General features: G+C 72.2%; 16 protein-coding genes. 6 read left to right on the plus strand and 10 right to left on the minus strand.

Features of this window, described 5'->3' with window-relative positions; all coding sequences use genetic code 11:
- The first annotated feature begins 5 nt into the window (after positions 1-5).
- On the plus strand, positions 6-389 hold the full coding sequence (locus tag ACQEVM_RS03345) for a cold-shock protein (protein ID WP_053681072.1): 384 nt from the start codon (positions 6-8) through the stop codon (positions 387-389).
- A 79-nt stretch (positions 390-468) separates the two neighbouring features.
- Here ACQEVM_RS03345 and ACQEVM_RS03350 read toward each other — a convergent pair whose 3' ends face one another.
- The 4 genes from ACQEVM_RS03350 to ACQEVM_RS03365 all read right to left on the minus strand — a co-directional run bounded on the left by ACQEVM_RS03350 (position 469) and on the right by ACQEVM_RS03365 (position 4,096).
- Positions 469-1,323, minus strand: a complete 855-nt coding sequence (locus ACQEVM_RS03350) for a 1,4-dihydroxy-6-naphthoate synthase (protein WP_433074619.1) — start codon at positions 1,321-1,323, stop codon at positions 469-471.
- Entirely contained in the window at positions 1,307-2,038 is a 732-nt protein-coding gene (locus ACQEVM_RS03355) for a futalosine hydrolase (protein WP_433074622.1), read from the minus strand. The genes ACQEVM_RS03350 and ACQEVM_RS03355 overlap by 17 nt, the downstream gene beginning before the upstream one ends.
- A gap of 34 nt (positions 2,039-2,072) precedes the next feature.
- Complete coding sequence (locus tag ACQEVM_RS03360; RefSeq protein ID WP_433074625.1) at positions 2,073-2,564, minus strand: DUF2771 domain-containing protein; 492 nt, start codon at positions 2,562-2,564, stop codon at positions 2,073-2,075.
- Positions 2,565-2,716: 152 nt separating this feature from the next.
- Positions 2,717-4,096 carry an MFS transporter gene (locus tag ACQEVM_RS03365; RefSeq protein ID WP_433074628.1) on the minus strand — a complete coding sequence of 460 codons (1,380 nt, stop codon included), beginning with the start codon at positions 4,094-4,096 and terminating at the stop codon, positions 2,717-2,719.
- Between the two features lie 334 nt (positions 4,097-4,430).
- Between ACQEVM_RS03365 and ACQEVM_RS03370 the strand changes: the two genes are divergently transcribed.
- Positions 4,431-5,339, plus strand: coding sequence for a DUF3027 domain-containing protein (locus tag ACQEVM_RS03370; protein ID WP_433074631.1), 909 nt, complete (start codon positions 4,431-4,433; stop codon positions 5,337-5,339).
- Positions 5,340-5,465: 126 nt separating this feature from the next.
- Here the strand turns inward: ACQEVM_RS03370 and ACQEVM_RS03375 are convergent, their stop codons facing one another.
- Positions 5,466-6,482: a WD40 repeat domain-containing protein gene (locus tag ACQEVM_RS03375; protein ID WP_433074634.1), complete on the minus strand. Its 1,017-nt coding sequence runs from the start codon at positions 6,480-6,482 to the stop codon at positions 5,466-5,468.
- 76 nt (positions 6,483-6,558) lie between these two features.
- On the opposite strand from ACQEVM_RS03375, the gene ACQEVM_RS03380 reads away from it, so the two are divergent.
- Positions 6,559-7,242 (plus strand): GDSL-type esterase/lipase family protein, encoded by a 684-nt coding sequence (locus ACQEVM_RS03380; RefSeq protein ID WP_433079784.1) that lies wholly within the window; start codon positions 6,559-6,561, stop codon positions 7,240-7,242.
- A gap of 76 nt (positions 7,243-7,318) precedes the next feature.
- On the opposite strand, the gene ACQEVM_RS03385 is transcribed toward ACQEVM_RS03380, so the two are convergent.
- The 4 genes from ACQEVM_RS03385 to ACQEVM_RS03400 all read right to left on the minus strand — a co-directional run bounded on the left by ACQEVM_RS03385 (position 7,319) and on the right by ACQEVM_RS03400 (position 11,025).
- Entirely contained in the window at positions 7,319-8,308 is a 990-nt protein-coding gene (locus ACQEVM_RS03385) for an aldo/keto reductase (RefSeq protein WP_433074637.1), read from the minus strand.
- 268 nt (positions 8,309-8,576) lie between these two features.
- Positions 8,577-9,146, minus strand: coding sequence for an RNA 2',3'-cyclic phosphodiesterase (thpR, locus tag ACQEVM_RS03390; RefSeq protein ID WP_433074640.1), 570 nt, complete (start codon positions 9,144-9,146; stop codon positions 8,577-8,579).
- A 75-nt stretch (positions 9,147-9,221) separates the two neighbouring features.
- Positions 9,222-10,562, minus strand: coding sequence for an MFS transporter (locus ACQEVM_RS03395; protein ID WP_351381329.1), 1,341 nt, complete (start codon positions 10,560-10,562; stop codon positions 9,222-9,224).
- Between the two features lie 25 nt (positions 10,563-10,587).
- Positions 10,588-11,025 (minus strand): MarR family winged helix-turn-helix transcriptional regulator, encoded by a 438-nt coding sequence (locus tag ACQEVM_RS03400; protein ID WP_266574971.1) that lies wholly within the window; start codon positions 11,023-11,025, stop codon positions 10,588-10,590.
- A gap of 153 nt (positions 11,026-11,178) precedes the next feature.
- Here ACQEVM_RS03400 and ACQEVM_RS03405 point away from each other — a divergent pair, with 153 nt between their 5' ends.
- Entirely contained in the window at positions 11,179-11,361 is a 183-nt protein-coding gene (locus tag ACQEVM_RS03405) for a ribbon-helix-helix protein, CopG family (RefSeq protein WP_078999227.1), read from the plus strand.
- A gap of 52 nt (positions 11,362-11,413) precedes the next feature.
- Here the strand turns inward: ACQEVM_RS03405 and ACQEVM_RS03410 are convergent, their stop codons facing one another.
- Entirely contained in the window at positions 11,414-12,841 is a 1,428-nt protein-coding gene (locus tag ACQEVM_RS03410) for an NCS2 family permease (protein WP_433074645.1), read from the minus strand.
- Positions 12,842-12,978: 137 nt separating this feature from the next.
- On the opposite strand from ACQEVM_RS03410, the gene ACQEVM_RS03415 reads away from it, so the two are divergent.
- Entirely contained in the window at positions 12,979-13,269 is a 291-nt protein-coding gene (locus ACQEVM_RS03415; protein ID WP_433074648.1) for a DUF2530 domain-containing protein, read from the plus strand.
- Between the two features lie 138 nt (positions 13,270-13,407).
- On the plus strand, positions 13,408-15,906 hold the full coding sequence (locus tag ACQEVM_RS03420; protein WP_433074651.1) for an HAD-IC family P-type ATPase: 2,499 nt from the start codon (positions 13,408-13,410) through the stop codon (positions 15,904-15,906).
- Positions 15,907-15,946: the final 40 nt, after the last annotated feature.

Consider the following 15,946-nt stretch of genomic DNA (forward strand, 5'->3'; position numbering starts at 1 on the left):
CGGACGTGCCTACCGGCAAGGTCAAGTGGTTCAACAGTGAGAAGGGCTTCGGCTTTCTCTCCCGCGACGACGGCGGCGACGTCTTCGTCCACTCGTCGGTGCTGCCTGCCGGGGTGGACGCCCTCAAGCCGGGCCAGCGCGTCGAGTTCGGTGTCGTCGCGGGACAACGCGGTGACCAGGCACTTTCGGTGACCGTGCTGGATCCGACGCCCTCGGTCGCGGCCGCTCAGCGCCGCAAGCCGGACGAGCTGGCCTCGATCGTGCAGGACCTGACGACCCTGCTGGAGAACATCACCCCCATGCTGGAACGCGGCCGCTACCCCGACAAGGTGCACGGCGGGAAGATCGCCGGCCTGCTGCGGGCGGTCGCCGACCAACTCGACGTCTGACCCCCGCCGACTCCGCGCACGACCGCGCCCCGCCACTCGAAAGAGCGGCGGGGCGCGGTCGGTTCGGTACCTCTCGCGGCTACGGGAAGCCCAGCGCGTCCGGCCCGATGGCCGGAACCAGCCCCTCGGCCGCGGCCCTGGTCAGCAGCCCGCGGACGGCCGCGTAACCGGCGTCGCCGAGGTCGGCCGTGAACTCGTTGACGTACAGACCGATGTGCTGGTCGGCGACCTTCGGGTCCAGCTCCTGCGCGTGGGCGCGCACGTACGGCCGGGACGCCTCGGGGTCCTCCCACGCCATCCGCACCGATGTGCGGGCCGCGTCGGCGAGCGCGCGCAGCGTGTCCGCGCCCAGCGAGCGCCGGGCGATGATCGCCCCGAGCGGGATCGGCAGGCCGGTGGTGGACTCCCAGTGCTCGCCCATGTCGGCCAGGCAGTGCAGCCCGTAGTCCCGATAGGTGAACCGGGCCTCGTGGATGACCAGTCCGGCGTCCACCCGGCCGTCGCGCACCGCGGGCATGATCTCGTGGAACGGCAGCACGACCACCTTGCCGACCCCCTCGGGCAGCACGTCCGCCGCCCAGAGCCGGAACAGCAGGTAGGCGGTGGACCGTTCGCTCGGCACGGCAACGGTCCTGCCGGTCAGGTCCACCCCGGGTTCACGGGTGAGGACCAGCGGGCCGCAGCCACGCCCCAGTGCCCCGCCGCAGGGGAGCAGCGCGTACTCCTCCAACACCCAGGGCAGCACGGCGTACGACACCTTCAGCACGTCCAGCTCGCCGCGCTCGGCCATGCCGTTGGTGACGTCGATGTCGGCGAAGGTGACGTCCAGTGCGGGCGCCCCGGGGACCCGGCCGTGCGCCCAGGCGTCGAAGACGAACGTGTCGTTCGGGCACGGCGAATAGGCGATGCGGAGCGGCTCACCTGTGCTGTTCATGCTGTCCTCCCCAGTGGGCGAGTACGGGTCCCAGCGCGCGGAAGCCGTCGCCCAGCGCGGCCAGCGCGTCCCCGATCCGCCAGGCGTCGCGGTCCCGGGGTCCGACCGCGTTGGACACGGCGCGGATCTCCAGGACGGGCAACCCGTGCGCGGCGGCTGCCTCCGCCACCCCGAAGCCCTCCATGGCCTCCGCGCCGGCGAGCGGGTGCCGGGCGGCGAGTTCGGCGGCCCGCGCGGCGGTGCCGGTGACGGTGGAGACGGTGAGGACGGGTGCGAGCAGCGCCCCGGTCGCCTCGGCGGCGCGGGCGGCGAGTTCGGCGGGCGGCAGGTGCGCGCTCCGGCCGAAGCCGAGCGCGTCGACGGACAGGTACCCGTCGGGTGTGTCGGCGCCCAGGTCGGCGGCCACCAGCGCGTCGGCGACGACGAGCGTGCCGAGCGGGGCGGCGGGCGCGAACCCGCCGCCGATGCCGGCGGACACGACGATCGTGTAGTCGGCCAGCGCGAGCGCGGTGGCCGTGGCCGCCGCCGCGGCGGCCGGGCCGACGCCGCCGACGAGCACGTCGACGGCGAGGCCGGGCAGGTCCCGGCGGGTGACGCGGTAGCCGCCGCGGGACAGGGTGCGCGGGTCCGGCGTGGCCGGGTCCGGATGAGGGGTGAGACCGGCGACCACGGAGTCTGCCTCCGCGGCCACGGCGGTCACGATGAGCGCGCGCACCCTGCTGCCCTTCGCCGAGTACTGCGTGGAGCCGCTAGGACTTGAGCTTGAGCTTGAACGCCCAGACGGCGAGCGGCTTGCCCCCGTCGCCCACCTGGACGAAGCCGAGCATCTTCGACGTGGGCGCCTCGCCCTGGCCGCCCGTCGCGAAGACGTCGGCGCCGCTGAAGCTGCGGTAGGTGTTCGAGGAGGGCTCGGTGATGGGCTGGCCGTCCAGGAGGGCCTGCCACTGCCTGCCGTCCTCGACGACCTCGGGCTCGACACCGAGGCGCAGCGTGTCGCCGCGGCCGTACTCGACGGTCTTGGCTTCCTTCACGTTGGTGAGGCACTCCTGGACCTTGTCCACGGAGAGTTCCTTGCCGTCGTTCTGGCAGGCGGCCTCGGCGGACACCGAGGACGTGCCGACGGTCACCGTCGCGAGCGGCGTCGGCTTGTCGCAGGCGGACAGGAGGAGGAGGCCGGCGGACACGGCTCCGAGGGCCGCGACGCTGCGGCGGGCCCTACCCGAGAAAAGCGGTGCGGTCATGAGCCGAAGGCTATCGGGCCGCCCGGCCTCGTCGCCGCACGGGGGTCCTCCGGCGGTGCGCGTGGCTCCGAGGCCGGCCCGGACGGCGCCGTCCGGGCAGTTCGCCCGGGAGCCGGCCCGACGGTCGACCCGGCGGACGGCGCGCCCGGCGACTACGCCACCCGGGCCCGCGCGGAACCCTGCGGCCGGCGCGGGGAGGTGAGGATGCCGCGCAGGGCCATCGTGGTGCCGGCGGCGACGATGGCCGCAGCGACGGCCATGCCCAGCACCCCGTTCAGCGGGAGCGCGATCCCGATCGCGCCGCCCAGCACCCACGCCATCTGCAACAGGGTCTCCGAGCGCGCGAACGCCGAGGTGCGCACCGCCTCCGGGACGTCCCGCTGGATCATCGCGTCCAACGACAGCTTCGCCAGGGCCTGGCAGAACCCCGCCGTGGCCGCCAGCACCGCCATGAACAGACCGCTGACGAAGACGGCCGCCAGGACCGCGACCCCCAGGGTCAGCGACAGCACCGCCGCGATGATGGTCTCCGGCGCCCGTGCGCGCAGCCATGCGCCGACCGCCGTGCCGACCGCGTTGCCCAGACCGGCCGCGACGCCCACGATGCCCAGCGACACCGCCGCGCTCTGGCCGGCCAACGGGTGGTCGCGCAGCAGGAACGCCAGGAAGAAGATCAGGAACCCGGACAGTCCGCGCATGGCGGCGTTGGCCATCAGCCCGCACAGCACCGGACGGCTCACGGTCCGAAGGCCGGGCTTGCGCGAGTGCGCCTCGTGCGTGGACAGCCGGGCCCGCCGTTCGCCCTTGGCCTCGTCGACCTTGTGCGGCAGCGTGAACGCGGCGAAGGTGCCCCAGATGAAGATCGCGCACGCCCCGTACAGCGGCCAGGGCGGACCGATCGTGTGGAGTCCGGCCGCGACCGGCGCGGCGGCCCCGGTGGCGAGCAGGCCGGCCAGCGTGACCCGGGAGTTCGCCTTGACGAGGGAGAACTTCGGCGGGAGCAGTCGGGGCACCACGGCGCTGCGGACCACCCCGTACGCCTTCGACGCGACGAGGACGCCCAGGGCCGCCGGGTACAGCTCCAGTCCGCCGGTGGCCACCGCGCCGGACATCATCACCGCGAGCAGGGCCCGGGCCAGCATCGCCGCGGCCATCGCGGCGCGCCGACCGTGCGGCAGTCGGTCCAACAGCGGGCCGATGACGGGGGCCAGCAGGGCGAAGGGGGCCATGGTGATGGCGAGGTAGAGCGCCACCCGGCCGCGTGCCTCGTCCGTGGGGACGGAGAAGAACACCGTGGAGGCCAGCGCCACGGTGATCATGACGTCGCCGGCGCCGTTGATGGCGTGGAGTTCGATGAGTCTGCCGAGCCCCGACTCGCCGGCCCCGTGGGCGTGCGTGACCCGCCGGATCCCGCGGGCCGTGCCGGTGATGGGCTGGTGCAGGGCGCGCCCGACAGCCCGGCCGGCCCGCCTGGCCGGTCCCGAGCCGTCGTCGGACGACCGTACGGGTGCCACGGGCCCATAGTGCCCCACTCGGCCCCCTCGGACGCCTCCCGAACGGCCTCCGGCGCGTTTCGGACCCCGTGGCCGGTCTTGGGTTGTCCGCGAATCGGACCTTGCATGTGGGCCGAAGGCTTCGGAGGAGGTAGCGTGCGTAGCGCGCCACCGGCGGTTGCTCTGGCCGCGCGCCTCTTCGTGATCCCGCAGAATGGATCGCAGGTAGGTGCGCCCGGACCCGATCGGGCGTGGACGTCGACGCGGCCCTCTGGTCCGCTCCGCCCGCGCTACGTAGGGACAGCCGACGGGTCGTTGTGGACGACAGTACGGACGGCGCACTCGTGAGACGGCGTAGGAGAGAACGAGACCTGTGAGTGCTGCGACGACGCGAAGCCGTACCCCCGACCGCCTGTGCGCCGAGGCGGTAGACCTCGCCCGCGCGGCGGCCGAGGAAGCCGCCGCCCCCGGAGTGGTGGGCGAGCACCTCTCGGTCATCGCCGAGGGCGACCGGGTCGTCACGCACTTCTTCGAGTGCAAGGATCCCGGCTACCGCGGTTGGCGCTGGGCCGTCACCGTGACCCGGGCCTCCCGTGCGAAGAACGTCACCCTCGACGAAACGGTGCTGCTTCCGGGTGACGACGCCCTGCTGGCGCCCGAGTGGGTGCCGTGGAGCGAGCGGCTGCGGCCCGGGGACATGGGCCCCGGGGACCTGCTGCCCACCGACGCCGAGGACCTGCGACTGGAGTCCGGCTGGTCGGGCGAGGACGCGCCGCCGCCGAACTCGGTCGTGTCCACCGAGATGGCCGAACTGGTCGAGGCCGAGGACGCGGACGTCACCGACCGCACCGTCGTGCCGGTGCGCGGCTCCATCACCTCGGTCGCCGAGGAACTGGGCATGCGGCGGGCGCGGGTGCTGTCCCGCTACGGCCTGCACAGCGCGGCGGACCGCTGGGACGAGGCGTTCGGCGCGAAGACCCCGATGGCCCAGGCGGCGCCCGCCTCCTGTGTGTCGTGCGGGTTCCTCGTCGCGATCGGCGGCTCGCTGGGCCAGGCCTTCGGCGTCTGCGCGAACGAGTTCGGCCCCGCGGACGGCCGGCTGGTCTCTCTGTCCTACGGTTGCGGCGGTCACTCGGAGGCCGCGGTCATGCCGAAGCCGCTGCGTCCCGCGCCGCCGGTGCTGGACTCGATGGCCTCGGACGAGTTCCCCTTGCGGCCGTCCCGGGACACCGGCTCGGTGCCGGCCGGTGACCTCACCCCCGCGGACCTCGGTCACTCCTGACGGGCCGGCCCCCGTCCGGGGGCCGTTCGCCCGGTCGGGTGAGCGCGCCGCCCGTTCGGCGTCGAACGGTGCGGCGGCGGGCGGACGTTGTCCCGCGCCGCACGAACCGTCGGACCTGCGACGCCGTCAGGCCTTGGGCGTCCGGCGGCGCGAGAGTCGCCGTCCCGCCATGACCAGGACCGTCCCGCCCGCCAGCACGAGGGCGCCCTTCGCGAAGCTCCCCTTGTCCTGCGGGCCCTCCGTCCCCGTCGCCGCGGCCGGCGACCCGGGTCGGGCCGGCGCCCGGGTGCCGCCGGCGGGAGCCGGGGCGGCGCCCGCCCGAGCGGGCACCGGTACCGCCACCACCCGGCTGCCCGCCCCCTCCGCCCCGAACATCAGCGCCGTGCCGTCCGCCGTGTACGTCACCGACTCCGCCTGGCCCTGCCACGGCGCGGCCACCCCCTCGCCGGAGCCCACCGGGCGGCCGTCCTTCCACGGCCAGGTCCGTGCGAAGAAGTACCCGCGCAGGGTCAGCGCGCCGCCGTCCGGCGAGAACGCGCCGTCCGTCACCCACGGCAGGTCCGCGACCCGCCGGAACACGTTCGGCCCACCGGCGGTCAGCCGGCTCGGCCCCTCGTACAGACCGCCCTTGTCCTCGTCCTTGCTCGCGATGTACACCCGCCCCGTCACCGGATGCACCATCAGGGCCTCGGCGTTCCGCGGCCCGTCGGCGTACGTCACCGTGAACTGCTCGGCCCGGACCGTCGCGTCGGCCAGGACCTTCGGCTCGGGGAAGCGGTAGATCCACACGTGGTCCCAGGTGCCGCCCTTGTTGTCCCCGATGTCGCCGACGTACAGCTGCCCGTCCGGCCCCAGCGAGATGGCCTCGACGTCGCGGGGCCGGCCGATCCCGGTGAGGGTCACCCGGGCCACGGTCCTCCCGCTCGCGGAGTCCACGGCGTACACGTACGGCCCGTCGTCGCTGTCGTTGTGCGTCCAGTACACGCCCGGGTGGATCCGGCTGGCCGCCAGCCCGCTGGACTCCTTGATCCGGGGGTCGGTGATCGTGAACCCGGACGGGGTGTCGGCCGCCGCGGCCGGTCCCGCCGACACGGCGAGGACGAGGGCGGCGGTGCAGGCGGTCAACGTCGGGAGCAGGCGCATCCCCCAAGCCTGCCGGCCCGCACCGCGTGTCCGGCATCACAGGGGTACCTGTCGCATGATCCGCGATGATGACCGGATGCGTTTCATGTTCGTCGGCGACTCCATGACCATCGGACGCGCCGGCGACTACACCTGGCGCTACCGGATGTGGCAGCACCTCCACGCCACCATGGGCGGGTCGTACGCGATCGTCGGCCCGCGCGGCGAGGTGTACGACAGCCTCACCGACGCGCCCACCAGCCACGAGTACGCCGACCCGGGCTTCCCCGCCACCGCCCGCCGCCACCTGGCCGGTTGGGGCGAGGGGTGGCAGCACATGGCCCCGCTCATCGGACCGGCCGTCCGCGAGGGCCGGGCCGACGTCCTGCTGGTCTCGCTCGGCCTCATCGACCTCGGCTTCTACACGAAGGCCGAGCAGACCGCCGACAACGTCCGCCTCTTCGTCGCGCGGGCCCGCGCCGCCCATCCCGGTGTCCGCATGGTCCTGCTGCCCGTCATCCCCAACGTCAGGGCCGAGTCGGACGCCCCGTTCGCCGCCGAGGTGGCGCGCTTCAACGAGCTGCTGGCGAAAGCGGTCGCCGACCTGTCCACCGACGCCTCGCCGATCCTGCTGGCCGCGCGCCCGCAGGCGTACGACATCCACCGCGACACCTACGACGGCACGCACCCCAACGCCTCCGGGGAGCACCGGTTGGCGGGGGAGTTCGCCGCGGCCCTGCACCAGGCGTGGGGCATCGGCGGTCCCTACCGGGGCCTGTGACACGCCCTTCGCGAGGGGGGCTCGCCCGGAGCCGTCGCCCCCCGCGGACGGGGGCGACGGCCGACGTTCCACCGGATCACCAGGCGAAGGCCTCCGGGGACGGCCCCGGCCCGGGGAAGATCTCGTCGAGCCCGGCCAGCACCTCCTCGCCCAGCTCCAGCTCCAGCGCGCGCAGGGCGCTCTCCAACTGCTCGGCCGTGCGCGGGCCGACGATCGGGCCCGTCACACCCGGCCGGGTGAGCAGCCAGGCCAGGGCGGTCTCGCCGGGCTCCAGGCCGTGCTTGTCGAGCAGGTCCTCGTACGCCTGCACCTGTGCCCGTACCGTGCTGTTGGCCAGCGCGTCCGCGGACCGCCCGGAGGCGCGGCGGCCCCCCTCGACCTCCTTCTTGATGACCCCGCCCAGCAGGCCGCCGTGCAGCGGGGACCAGGGGATGACCCCGAGGCCGTACTCCCGGGCGGCCGGGACGATCTCCATCTCCGCGCGGCGCTCGGCGAGGTTGTAGAGGCACTGCTCGCTGACCAGGCCGACCATGGCCTGCCGGGCGGCCGTCTCGTTGGCCTGGGCGATCTTGTAGCCGGGGAAGTTGGAGGATCCGGCGTACAGGATCTTGCCCTGCCGGATCAGTACGTCCATGGCCTGCCAGATCTCCTCGAAGGGGGTCCGGCGGTCGACGTGGTGGAACTGGTAGAGGTCGATGTGGTCGGTCTGGAGCCGCTTGAGGCTGGCCTCCACGGCCCGGCGGATGTTCAGCGCCGACAGGCGGTCCTCGTTGGGCCAGGTCTCGGCCCCGCGGGACATGGAGCCGTAGACCTTGGTGGCGAGGACCGTCTTCTCGCGCCGGCCGCCGCCCCGGGCGAACCAGGTGCCGATGATCTCCTCGGTGCGGCCCTTGTTCTCACCCCACCCGTACACGTTGGCCGTGTCCACGAAGTTCAGACCCGCGTCGAGGGCGGCGTCCAGGATGGCGTGGCTGGTCGGTTCGTCTGTCTGCGGACCGAAGTTCATCGTGCCGAGTACAAGTCGGCTGACCTTGAGTCCGGTGCGTCCGAGCTGTGTGTACTTCATGGGCACAAGCCAACTGCTTCGAGTCCACTCCAGGCAAGGGCTGCCGTGCGGCAGCCCTTGCCCGGTGGTGGAAGGGGGCGGCGGCTACTGGCCGACGGCCGCCGCCACGGCGACGACGACGAACATCAACACGAGCACACCGGCCATGACACGGTTTCTGGTCTTCGGATCCACCCGTCGAGACTAACGCGGCGGCCCCGGGCCCTCGGGCCGGGGGCCACGAGACGTGCGTCATGCCGGTCCGCGCCCCTGCCGGTACGCACCGCGCTCAGCGGGCCGCCGCGGCCAGGGGCCACGCGCCGACGACCTCGTAGCGGGGTTGCTCGCCCGGGATCCCGCTCACCGGCAGGTCGCTGCGCACGAGGCTGAGGGTGTCGACCCGCCAGGGCGCGCCCTCGAAGCCGGCGAGGGACTCCAGCAGGGGACCCAGGTCCACGCCGCCGCCGGTCCGGCCGCGGGCCAGGGTCAGGTGGGGCGTGTACCGGTGGTGCTGCTCCATCGGGACCCCGGCCCGCCGGGCGGCGGCGTCCGCGCGCTCCGCGAGCATCCGCATCCCGTCGAGCCCGCCCGCGGCCCCGGCCCACAGGGTGTTCTCCCCGAAGTGCCCCGCACCGTGGATCCGCAGCGAGAACGCCTCGGTGCGCGCGGCGGCGCGGGCCAGGCGGGCGTGCAGGTCGGGGAGCACGGCCTCGCGGACCTCGCCCATGAAGGCGAGGGTGAAGTGCCAGCCGCCCTCCGCGGTCCAGCGCAGGCCCGGTTCGTGCGGCAGGGCCCGTACGGCGTCCCGCAGCGCGGCGGCGGCGGGCGGGGGCGGCATCACGGCGGCGAACAGCCTCATGCCCCGACGGTAGCGCGACCGGTCCCGCCGGGGGTGCCTCCGCCGGCCGAACCGGCGGCGGCGGAGGCGGCGGGGTCAGGCGGCGGCGACCAGCTCGCGGGTGCGGTCCGAGGGGACGAACGCCACCCCGCGCCGGCTCACGCGCAGGCGCAGATTGCCGACCCGGGACAGCACCACCGCGATGGCGAGGGCGGCGGCCAGGGAGATCAGACCGCCGACGGCCATGCCGGCGCGCGCCCCGTACGTGTCGGTGATCCAGCCGACCAGCGGTGCCCCCACGGGGGTGCCGCCGGTGAACACCATCATGAACAGGGCCATGACGCGGCCCCGCATCTCGGGGTCCGTGGCCATCTGCACGCTGGAGTTCGCGGTGACGTTGACCGTCAGGCCGAACATGCCGATCGGCACGAGCAGCGCCGCGAACAGCCAGAACCCCGGTGCGAACGCGGTCACGGTGAGCAGCAGCCCGAACAGCACGGCGGCAGCCACGAGCACCCGCAGCCGGGAGTGGCCGCGCCGGGCCGCCAGCAGGGCGCCGGCCAGGGAACCGGCCGCGATCAGGGTGTTGAAGAGCCCGTAGGTGCCGGCGTCGCCGTGGAAGACGTCGCTGACGAAGGCCGACAGCCAGATCGGGAAGTTGAACCCGAAGGTGCCGATGAAGCCGACCAGCACGATGGGCCAGATCAGCTCCGGCCGGCCCGCGACGTAGCGCAGGCCCTCGCGCAGTTGTCCCTTGGCGCGCGGCTGCGGCACCACCGGGTGGAGTTCGCTCGTCCGCATCATCAGCAGGCCGGCGATGGGGGCGGCGAAGGACAGCCCGTTCAGCAGGAAGGCCCAGCCGGAGCCGACGGCGGTGATCAGCACGCCGGCGATGGCCGGGCCGACCAGCCGCGCGGACTGGAAGTTGGCGGAGTTCAGGCTGACCGCGTTGGCGACCTGGTCCTTGCCGACCATCTCGGAGACGAACGTCTGGCGCGCCGGGTTGTCCACGACGGTGACGAGGCCGAGCAGGAAGGCGGCGAGGTACACGTGCCAGACCTGGACGTTGCCGGCCAGGGTGAGCGCGGCGAGCGCGACGCCGGTCAGGCCCATGGCGCTCTGGGTGGCCAGCAGCAGCGGCCGCTTGGGCAGCCGGTCGGCGAGTACGCCTCCGTAGAGGCCGAACATCAGCATCGGCAGGAACTGCAGGGCGATGGTGATGCCGACGGCCGAGGCGGAGCCGGTCAGGGAGAGGACGAGCCAGTCCTGGGCGATGCGCTGCATCCAGGTGCCGGTGTTCGAGACGACCTGTCCCGTGGCGAAGAGCCGGTAGTTGCGGATCTTCAGCGAGCTGAACATGGACTGCTTGTGCCCAGTCGCGTCGTCGGTGGTGGATATGTGGCCGGGTGCGGAGTTTGCTCCGGTTCCCGTACTCAAAAGTGTCGCCTCCTGGCGTGTGCGGTTACAGGTGCGCGAGCTTCTCCAGGACGGGCGCGGCCTCGCGGAGCTTGGCCCATTCGTCCTCGGTCAGCTCGGCCGCGAGCCCGGCCAGGAAGGCGTTGCGCTTGCGACGGCTCTCTTCGAGCATCGCTTCGGCCTCCTCGGTCTGGCTGACCACCTTCTGGCGGCGGTCGTCGGGGTGCGGCTCCAGCCTGACCAGTCCCTTGGCTTCCAGCAACGCGACGATGCGGGTCATCGACGGCGGCTGGACGTGCTCGCGCCGGGCCAGCTCACCGGGGGTGGCCTGGCCGCAGCGGGCGAGCGTGCCGAGCACCGACATCTCGGTCGGGCTCAGTGACTCGTCGACCCGCTGGTGCTTGAGTCGGCGGCCCAGCCGCATGACGGCGGAGCGGAGATCGTTCACGGCGGCGGCGTCGTCACCATGGGAAAGGTCGTGCATGTTCCTTAGAATAACTCATTACTCTTCCTAAGGAACACCCGGTTTCAGGCGTCACACCTCACACATGCGCGGGTTGCGTCGGTGTCACTCGTACGGGTGAGTTGGTTCCGAAAAGCGACCCGCGTCCACGGCTCCTGCCCCGACTCTTTCGGCATGGGGACACATGTGCTGAGCATGCGCATAGACGGGGAGCTGCTCGAACGCCTCCGGACTCATGCGGCCAAACGCGGAATGAGCGTCCAGGACTATGTGGTCCGGACGCTCATTCGCGATGATTTCGACGAGCGGTTCAAGACGGCCGTCGACGAGACGGAGAAGTTCTACGGGCTCACCTGAGGGTGCCCCCGTGAGCTTCGTGAGGATGTCCGGACCGGTTGGTCCGTTCGGGCTACGTCAGGCCGAGCGCGGGCATCGCGTAGTAGAAGACGAACACCGCCGCGACGACGTACATGGCGGGCGGGACCTCGCGGCCCCGGCCGGTCGTCAGGCGAAGGACGCAGAAGCTGATGAAGCCGATGCCGATGCCGTTCGTGATCGAGTAGGTGAAGGGCATCATCACCATGGCCAGGAAGGCCGGGACGGCGATGGTGAAGTCGTTCCAGTCGATGTCCCTGATCGATCCGGCCAGGATCAGGAAGCCCACCGCGATCAGCGCCGGGGTCGCCGCCTGGGACGGCACCATGGTCGCCAGCGGCGTGAGGAACAGCGAGACGGCGAAGAGGCCGCCCGTCACCACGTTCGCCAGGCCCGTGCGGGCGCCCTCGCCGACGCCGGCCGTGGACTCCACGAAGCAGGTGGTGGCGGAGGAGGAGGTCGCGCCGCCCGAGGCGACGGCCAGTCCGTCGATCAGCAGCACCCGGTTGATGCCGGGGAAGGTGCCGTCCGGCCTCGTCAGCTTGGCCTCGTCGCCGACGCCCAGGATGGTGCCCATGGCGTCGAAGAAGCAGGACAGCAGCACGGTGAAGACGAACAGGACGCCGGTGAGCATCCCGACCTTCTCGAAGCCGCCGAAGAGGCTGACCTGACCCACGAGCCCGAAGTCGGGCGCGGCCACCGGGTTGCCCGGCCACTCCGGCACGGTCAGCCCCCAGGCGAGGCTCGGCAGGTCGGTGACCAGCTGCACGACGACCGCGATCAGGGTCATGGCGACGATGGAGATCAGGATCGCGCCGGGGGTCTTGCGGATCAGCAGGGTGAGCGTGAGCAGCACGCCGAGCACGAAGATCAGTACGGGCCAGCCGTCCAGGTGGCCGTTGCCGCCGAGCTGGAGCGGGACCGTGGTGTGGGCGGCGTCCGGGATGCGGGTGACGAAGCCCGAGTCGACCAGGCCGATCAGCATGATGAACAGGCCGATGCCGATCGCGATGCCCTTGCGCAGGCCCAGCGGGACGGCGTTCATGACCCGCTCGCGCAGGCCGGTGGCGACCAGCAGCATCACCACGAAGCCGGCCAGCACCACCATGCCCATGGCGTCGGGCCAGCTCATCCGGGGGGCGAGCTGGAGGGCCACGACGGTGTTGACGCCGAGGCCGGCCGCGAGGGCGATGGGGACGTTGCCGATGACCCCCATGAGCAGGGTGGAGAACGCGGCCGTCAGGACCGTGGCGGTGACGAGCTGGCCGCCGTCGAGCTGGTGGCCGTACATGTCCTTCGCGCTGCCCAGGATGATCGGGTTGAGCACGATGATGTAGGCCATCGCGAAGAAGGTCGCCAGGCCGCCCCGGACCTCGCGGGCGACGGTCGAACCGCGCTCCGAGATCTTGAAGTGGCGGTCCAGGGCGTTGGTGGGGGCCGCGGCGGGTGCCGAGGTGCTCATGCGGTCCTCAAGGGGTCATTTGGTGGTTCGTACGAGTAAATCCGGTCGCAGGCAAACCGTTTCAGTATGAACACATGAGCGACGGAGCGTCCATCTCCGCGCGTAGACCGCGATTCGCGACGCCTAGACTTGGACACATGGCGAAATGGACCGCACAGCACGAGGCCCCCGAGCCCCTGGAGGGCCCCGTCGTCGCGACCGTCGTCGGCGGCACGATCATCTGGTTCGTCCTCTTCCTCGTTCAGCTCCCCTTCTACGGGTGGTTCGCCGACCGGGGCATGTTGTGGTGGGTCTGGACCCCGCTCGCCGGCGCGGCCCTCGGTCTGTTCGGCATCTGGTACGCCCGCGGTCGCGAGGCGGCGATCAAGCGCCACAAGGAACAGCAGGCTGCCGGGACCGGCGGGGCGGGCGCGGCCGGAGCACAGTAGGGCCCAGGGGTCCAGTCCCCCTTCGGTGCCCTCGCCGAGGGCGAGGGGAGTCCCGAGGGAGGATTCGGGTCATCCCGAAGTCGGATCTTCGTCCTGCTCGGCGGGTGAAGCGTTCGAAGGCCCTTTACCGTCGAAAGCATGACGCAGCGGGCAGAGACCGAATCCGAGGGACCGCGGCCGACCGGCGGGGGCGGCGCGGCGGCCGGCGCGGCCGGCCGCGCCCCGGTCGGCACGGCCATCGACGCGGGGTCCGAACTGGACCCGGTCCACCCGATCAAGCCGCCCGCCCCCCGCTTCAAGCCGGGCGGACTGAGCACCGCCGAGGTCGCCGAGCGCGTCGCGCGCGGAGACGTCAACGACGTCCCCGTGCGGTCCTCGCGGTCCACCTCCGAGATCGTCCGCGCGAACGTCTTCACCCGCTTCAACGCCATCATCGGCGTGCTCTGGGTGATCATGCTGATCGTCGCCCCGATCCAGGACAGCCTGTTCGGCTTCGTGATCATCGCGAACACCGGCATCGGCATCATCCAGGAACTGCGCGCCAAGAAGACCCTCGACGGGCTCGCCGTCATCGGCGAGGCCAAACCGAGCGTCCGCCGTGACGGCGCCACCGGCGAGATCTCCACCTCCGAGATCGTCCTCGACGACGTCATCGAACTCGGACCCGGCGACAAGGTCGTCGTCGACGGGACCGTCGGCGAGGCCGACGGACTGGAGATCGACGAATCCCTCCTCACCGGCGAGGCCGACCCGGTGCTGAAGAAGCCCGGCGACCCCGTCATGTCCGGCTCCTTCGTGGTCGCCGGCGGCGGCGCCTTCACCGCCACCAAGGTCGGCCGCGAGGCCTACGCCGCCCAGCTGGCCGAAGAGGCCTCCCGCTTCACGCTCGTCCACTCCGAGCTGCGCTCCGGCATCTCCACCATCCTCAAGTACGTCACCTGGATGATGATCCCGACCTCGATCGGCCTGATCATCAGCCAACTCGTCGTCAAGGACAACAACCTCAAGGACGCCATCGCCCGCACCGTCGGCGGCATCGTCCCGATGATCCCCGAGGGCCTCGTCCTGCTGACCTCCGTCGCCTTCGCCATCGGCGTCATCCGGCTCGGCCGCAAGCAGTGCCTCGTCCAGGAACTCCCCGCCATCGAGGGCCTCGCCCGCGTCGACGTGGTCTGCCTCGACAAGACCGGCACCCTCACCGAGGGCGGCATGGACGTCACCGAGCTGCGCCCCCTCGGCGGCGCGGACCCGGCCTACGTACAGAAGGTCCTCGGCGCGCTCGGTGAATCCGACCCCCGCCCCAACGCCAGCCTCCAGGCCATCATCGACGCCTACCCCGACAGCGCCGACTGGCGGTGCACGGAGTCGCTGCCCTTCTCCTCCGCCCGCAAGTACAGCGGCGCCGGCTTCAGCGAGGGCGACGGCGAGAACAACACCTGGCTGCTCGGCGCCCCCGACGTCCTCCTCCCGGCCGGGGACCCGGCCCTCGACGAGATCAACGCCCTCAACGAGGAAGGGCTGCGCGTCCTCCTGCTGGCCCGCTCCGGACGCGAACTCGACGACCCGGCCGTGGCCGTCGGGGTCAAGCCCACCGCCCTGGTCGTCCTGGAACAGCGGCTGCGCCCCGACGCCGCCGACACCCTGCGCTACTTCGAGGACCAGGACGTCAAGACCAAGGTCATCTCCGGTGACAACGCGGTCTCCGTCGGCGCGGTCGCCGGCAAGCTCGGCCTGCCGGGCGCGCAGAACACGGTCGACGCCCGCAAGCTGCCGGCCGACCAGGCGGAGATGGCCCGGGTCCTCGACGAGAACGCCGTGTTCGGGCGGGTCAGCCCGCAGCAGAAGCGGGACATGGTCGCCGCACTCCAGTCCAAGGGCCACACGGTCGCGATGACCGGCGACGGCGTCAACGACGTGCTCGCCCTCAAGGACGCCGACATCGGCGTGAGCATGGGCTCCGGCTCCGAGGCGACCCGGGCCGTGGCCCAGATCGTGCTCCTCAACAACAGCTTCTCCACCCTGCCCTCGGTGGTCGCGGAGGGCCGCCGGGTCATCGGCAACATCACCCGGGTCGCCACCCTCTTCCTCACGAAGACGGTCTACTCGGTGCTGCTGGCCGTCCTCGTGGTCTGCTCCCAGGTCGAGTACCCGTTCCTGCCGCGCCACCTGACGCTGCTCTCCACCCTCACCATCGGCATCCCGGCCTTCTTCCTGGCCCTGGCACCGAACAAGGAACGCGCGAAGCCGCACTTCGTGAAACGGGTGATGCGCTACGCGATCCCCGGTGGCGTGATCGCCGCCGTCGCCACCTTCGTGACGTACCTGATCGCCCGCCACCACTACAGCGGCCCGAACGCCCTGGAGGCCGAGACCAGCGCGGCGACGCTCGCGCTGTTCCTGACCTCCATGTGGGTCCTGGCGATCATCGCCCGCCCCTACACCTGGTGGCGGGTCGCCCTGGTCGGCGCGATGGGCGCGGCGTTCCTGGTCGTCCTCGTCGTGCCGTGGCTCCAGGAGTTCTTCCAGCTGAAGCTCGTCGGCGCCGTGATGCCGTGGACGGCCGTCGGCATCGCCGTGATCGCGGCGGCCCTGATCGAGTTCACCTTCAGGTGGGTCGACCGGAAGTTCCCGGCCTGACCCACCCCGAAGGGCCCGCCCCACCCGAAGAGGGGGCGTG

Origin of the sequence: Streptomyces sp. CA-243310, from assembly GCF_050936775.1 — a bacterium.
Taxonomy (GTDB): domain Bacteria; phylum Actinomycetota; class Actinomycetes; order Streptomycetales; family Streptomycetaceae; genus Streptomyces.

Bases quoted from the DNA above. Each gene is read 5' to 3' on its own strand.
- thpR (WP_433074640.1), bottom strand. From the start codon at position 9,146: ATGAGGCTGTTCGCCGCCGTGATGCCGCCCCCGCCCGCCGCCGCCGCG.
- ACQEVM_RS03350 (WP_433074619.1), bottom strand. From the start codon at position 1,323: ATGAACAGCACAGGTGAGCCGCTCCGCATCGCCTATTCGCCGTGCCCG.
- ACQEVM_RS03360 (WP_433074625.1), bottom strand. From the start codon at position 2,564: ATGACCGCACCGCTTTTCTCGGGTAGGGCCCGCCGCAGCGTCGCGGCC.
- ACQEVM_RS03385 (WP_433074637.1), bottom strand. From the start codon at position 8,308: ATGAAGTACACACAGCTCGGACGCACCGGACTCAAGGTCAGCCGACTT.
- ACQEVM_RS03405 (WP_078999227.1), top strand. From the start codon at position 11,179: ATGGGGACACATGTGCTGAGCATGCGCATAGACGGGGAGCTGCTCGAA.
- ACQEVM_RS03410 (WP_433074645.1), bottom strand. From the start codon at position 12,841: ATGAGCACCTCGGCACCCGCCGCGGCCCCCACCAACGCCCTGGACCGC.
- ACQEVM_RS03420 (WP_433074651.1), top strand. From the start codon at position 13,408: ATGACGCAGCGGGCAGAGACCGAATCCGAGGGACCGCGGCCGACCGGC.
- ACQEVM_RS03375 (WP_433074634.1), bottom strand. From the start codon at position 6,482: ATGCGCCTGCTCCCGACGTTGACCGCCTGCACCGCCGCCCTCGTCCTC.
- ACQEVM_RS03400 (WP_266574971.1), bottom strand. From the start codon at position 11,025: ATGCACGACCTTTCCCATGGTGACGACGCCGCCGCCGTGAACGATCTC.
- ACQEVM_RS03415 (WP_433074648.1), top strand. From the start codon at position 12,979: ATGGCGAAATGGACCGCACAGCACGAGGCCCCCGAGCCCCTGGAGGGC.
- ACQEVM_RS03380 (WP_433079784.1), top strand. From the start codon at position 6,559: ATGCGTTTCATGTTCGTCGGCGACTCCATGACCATCGGACGCGCCGGC.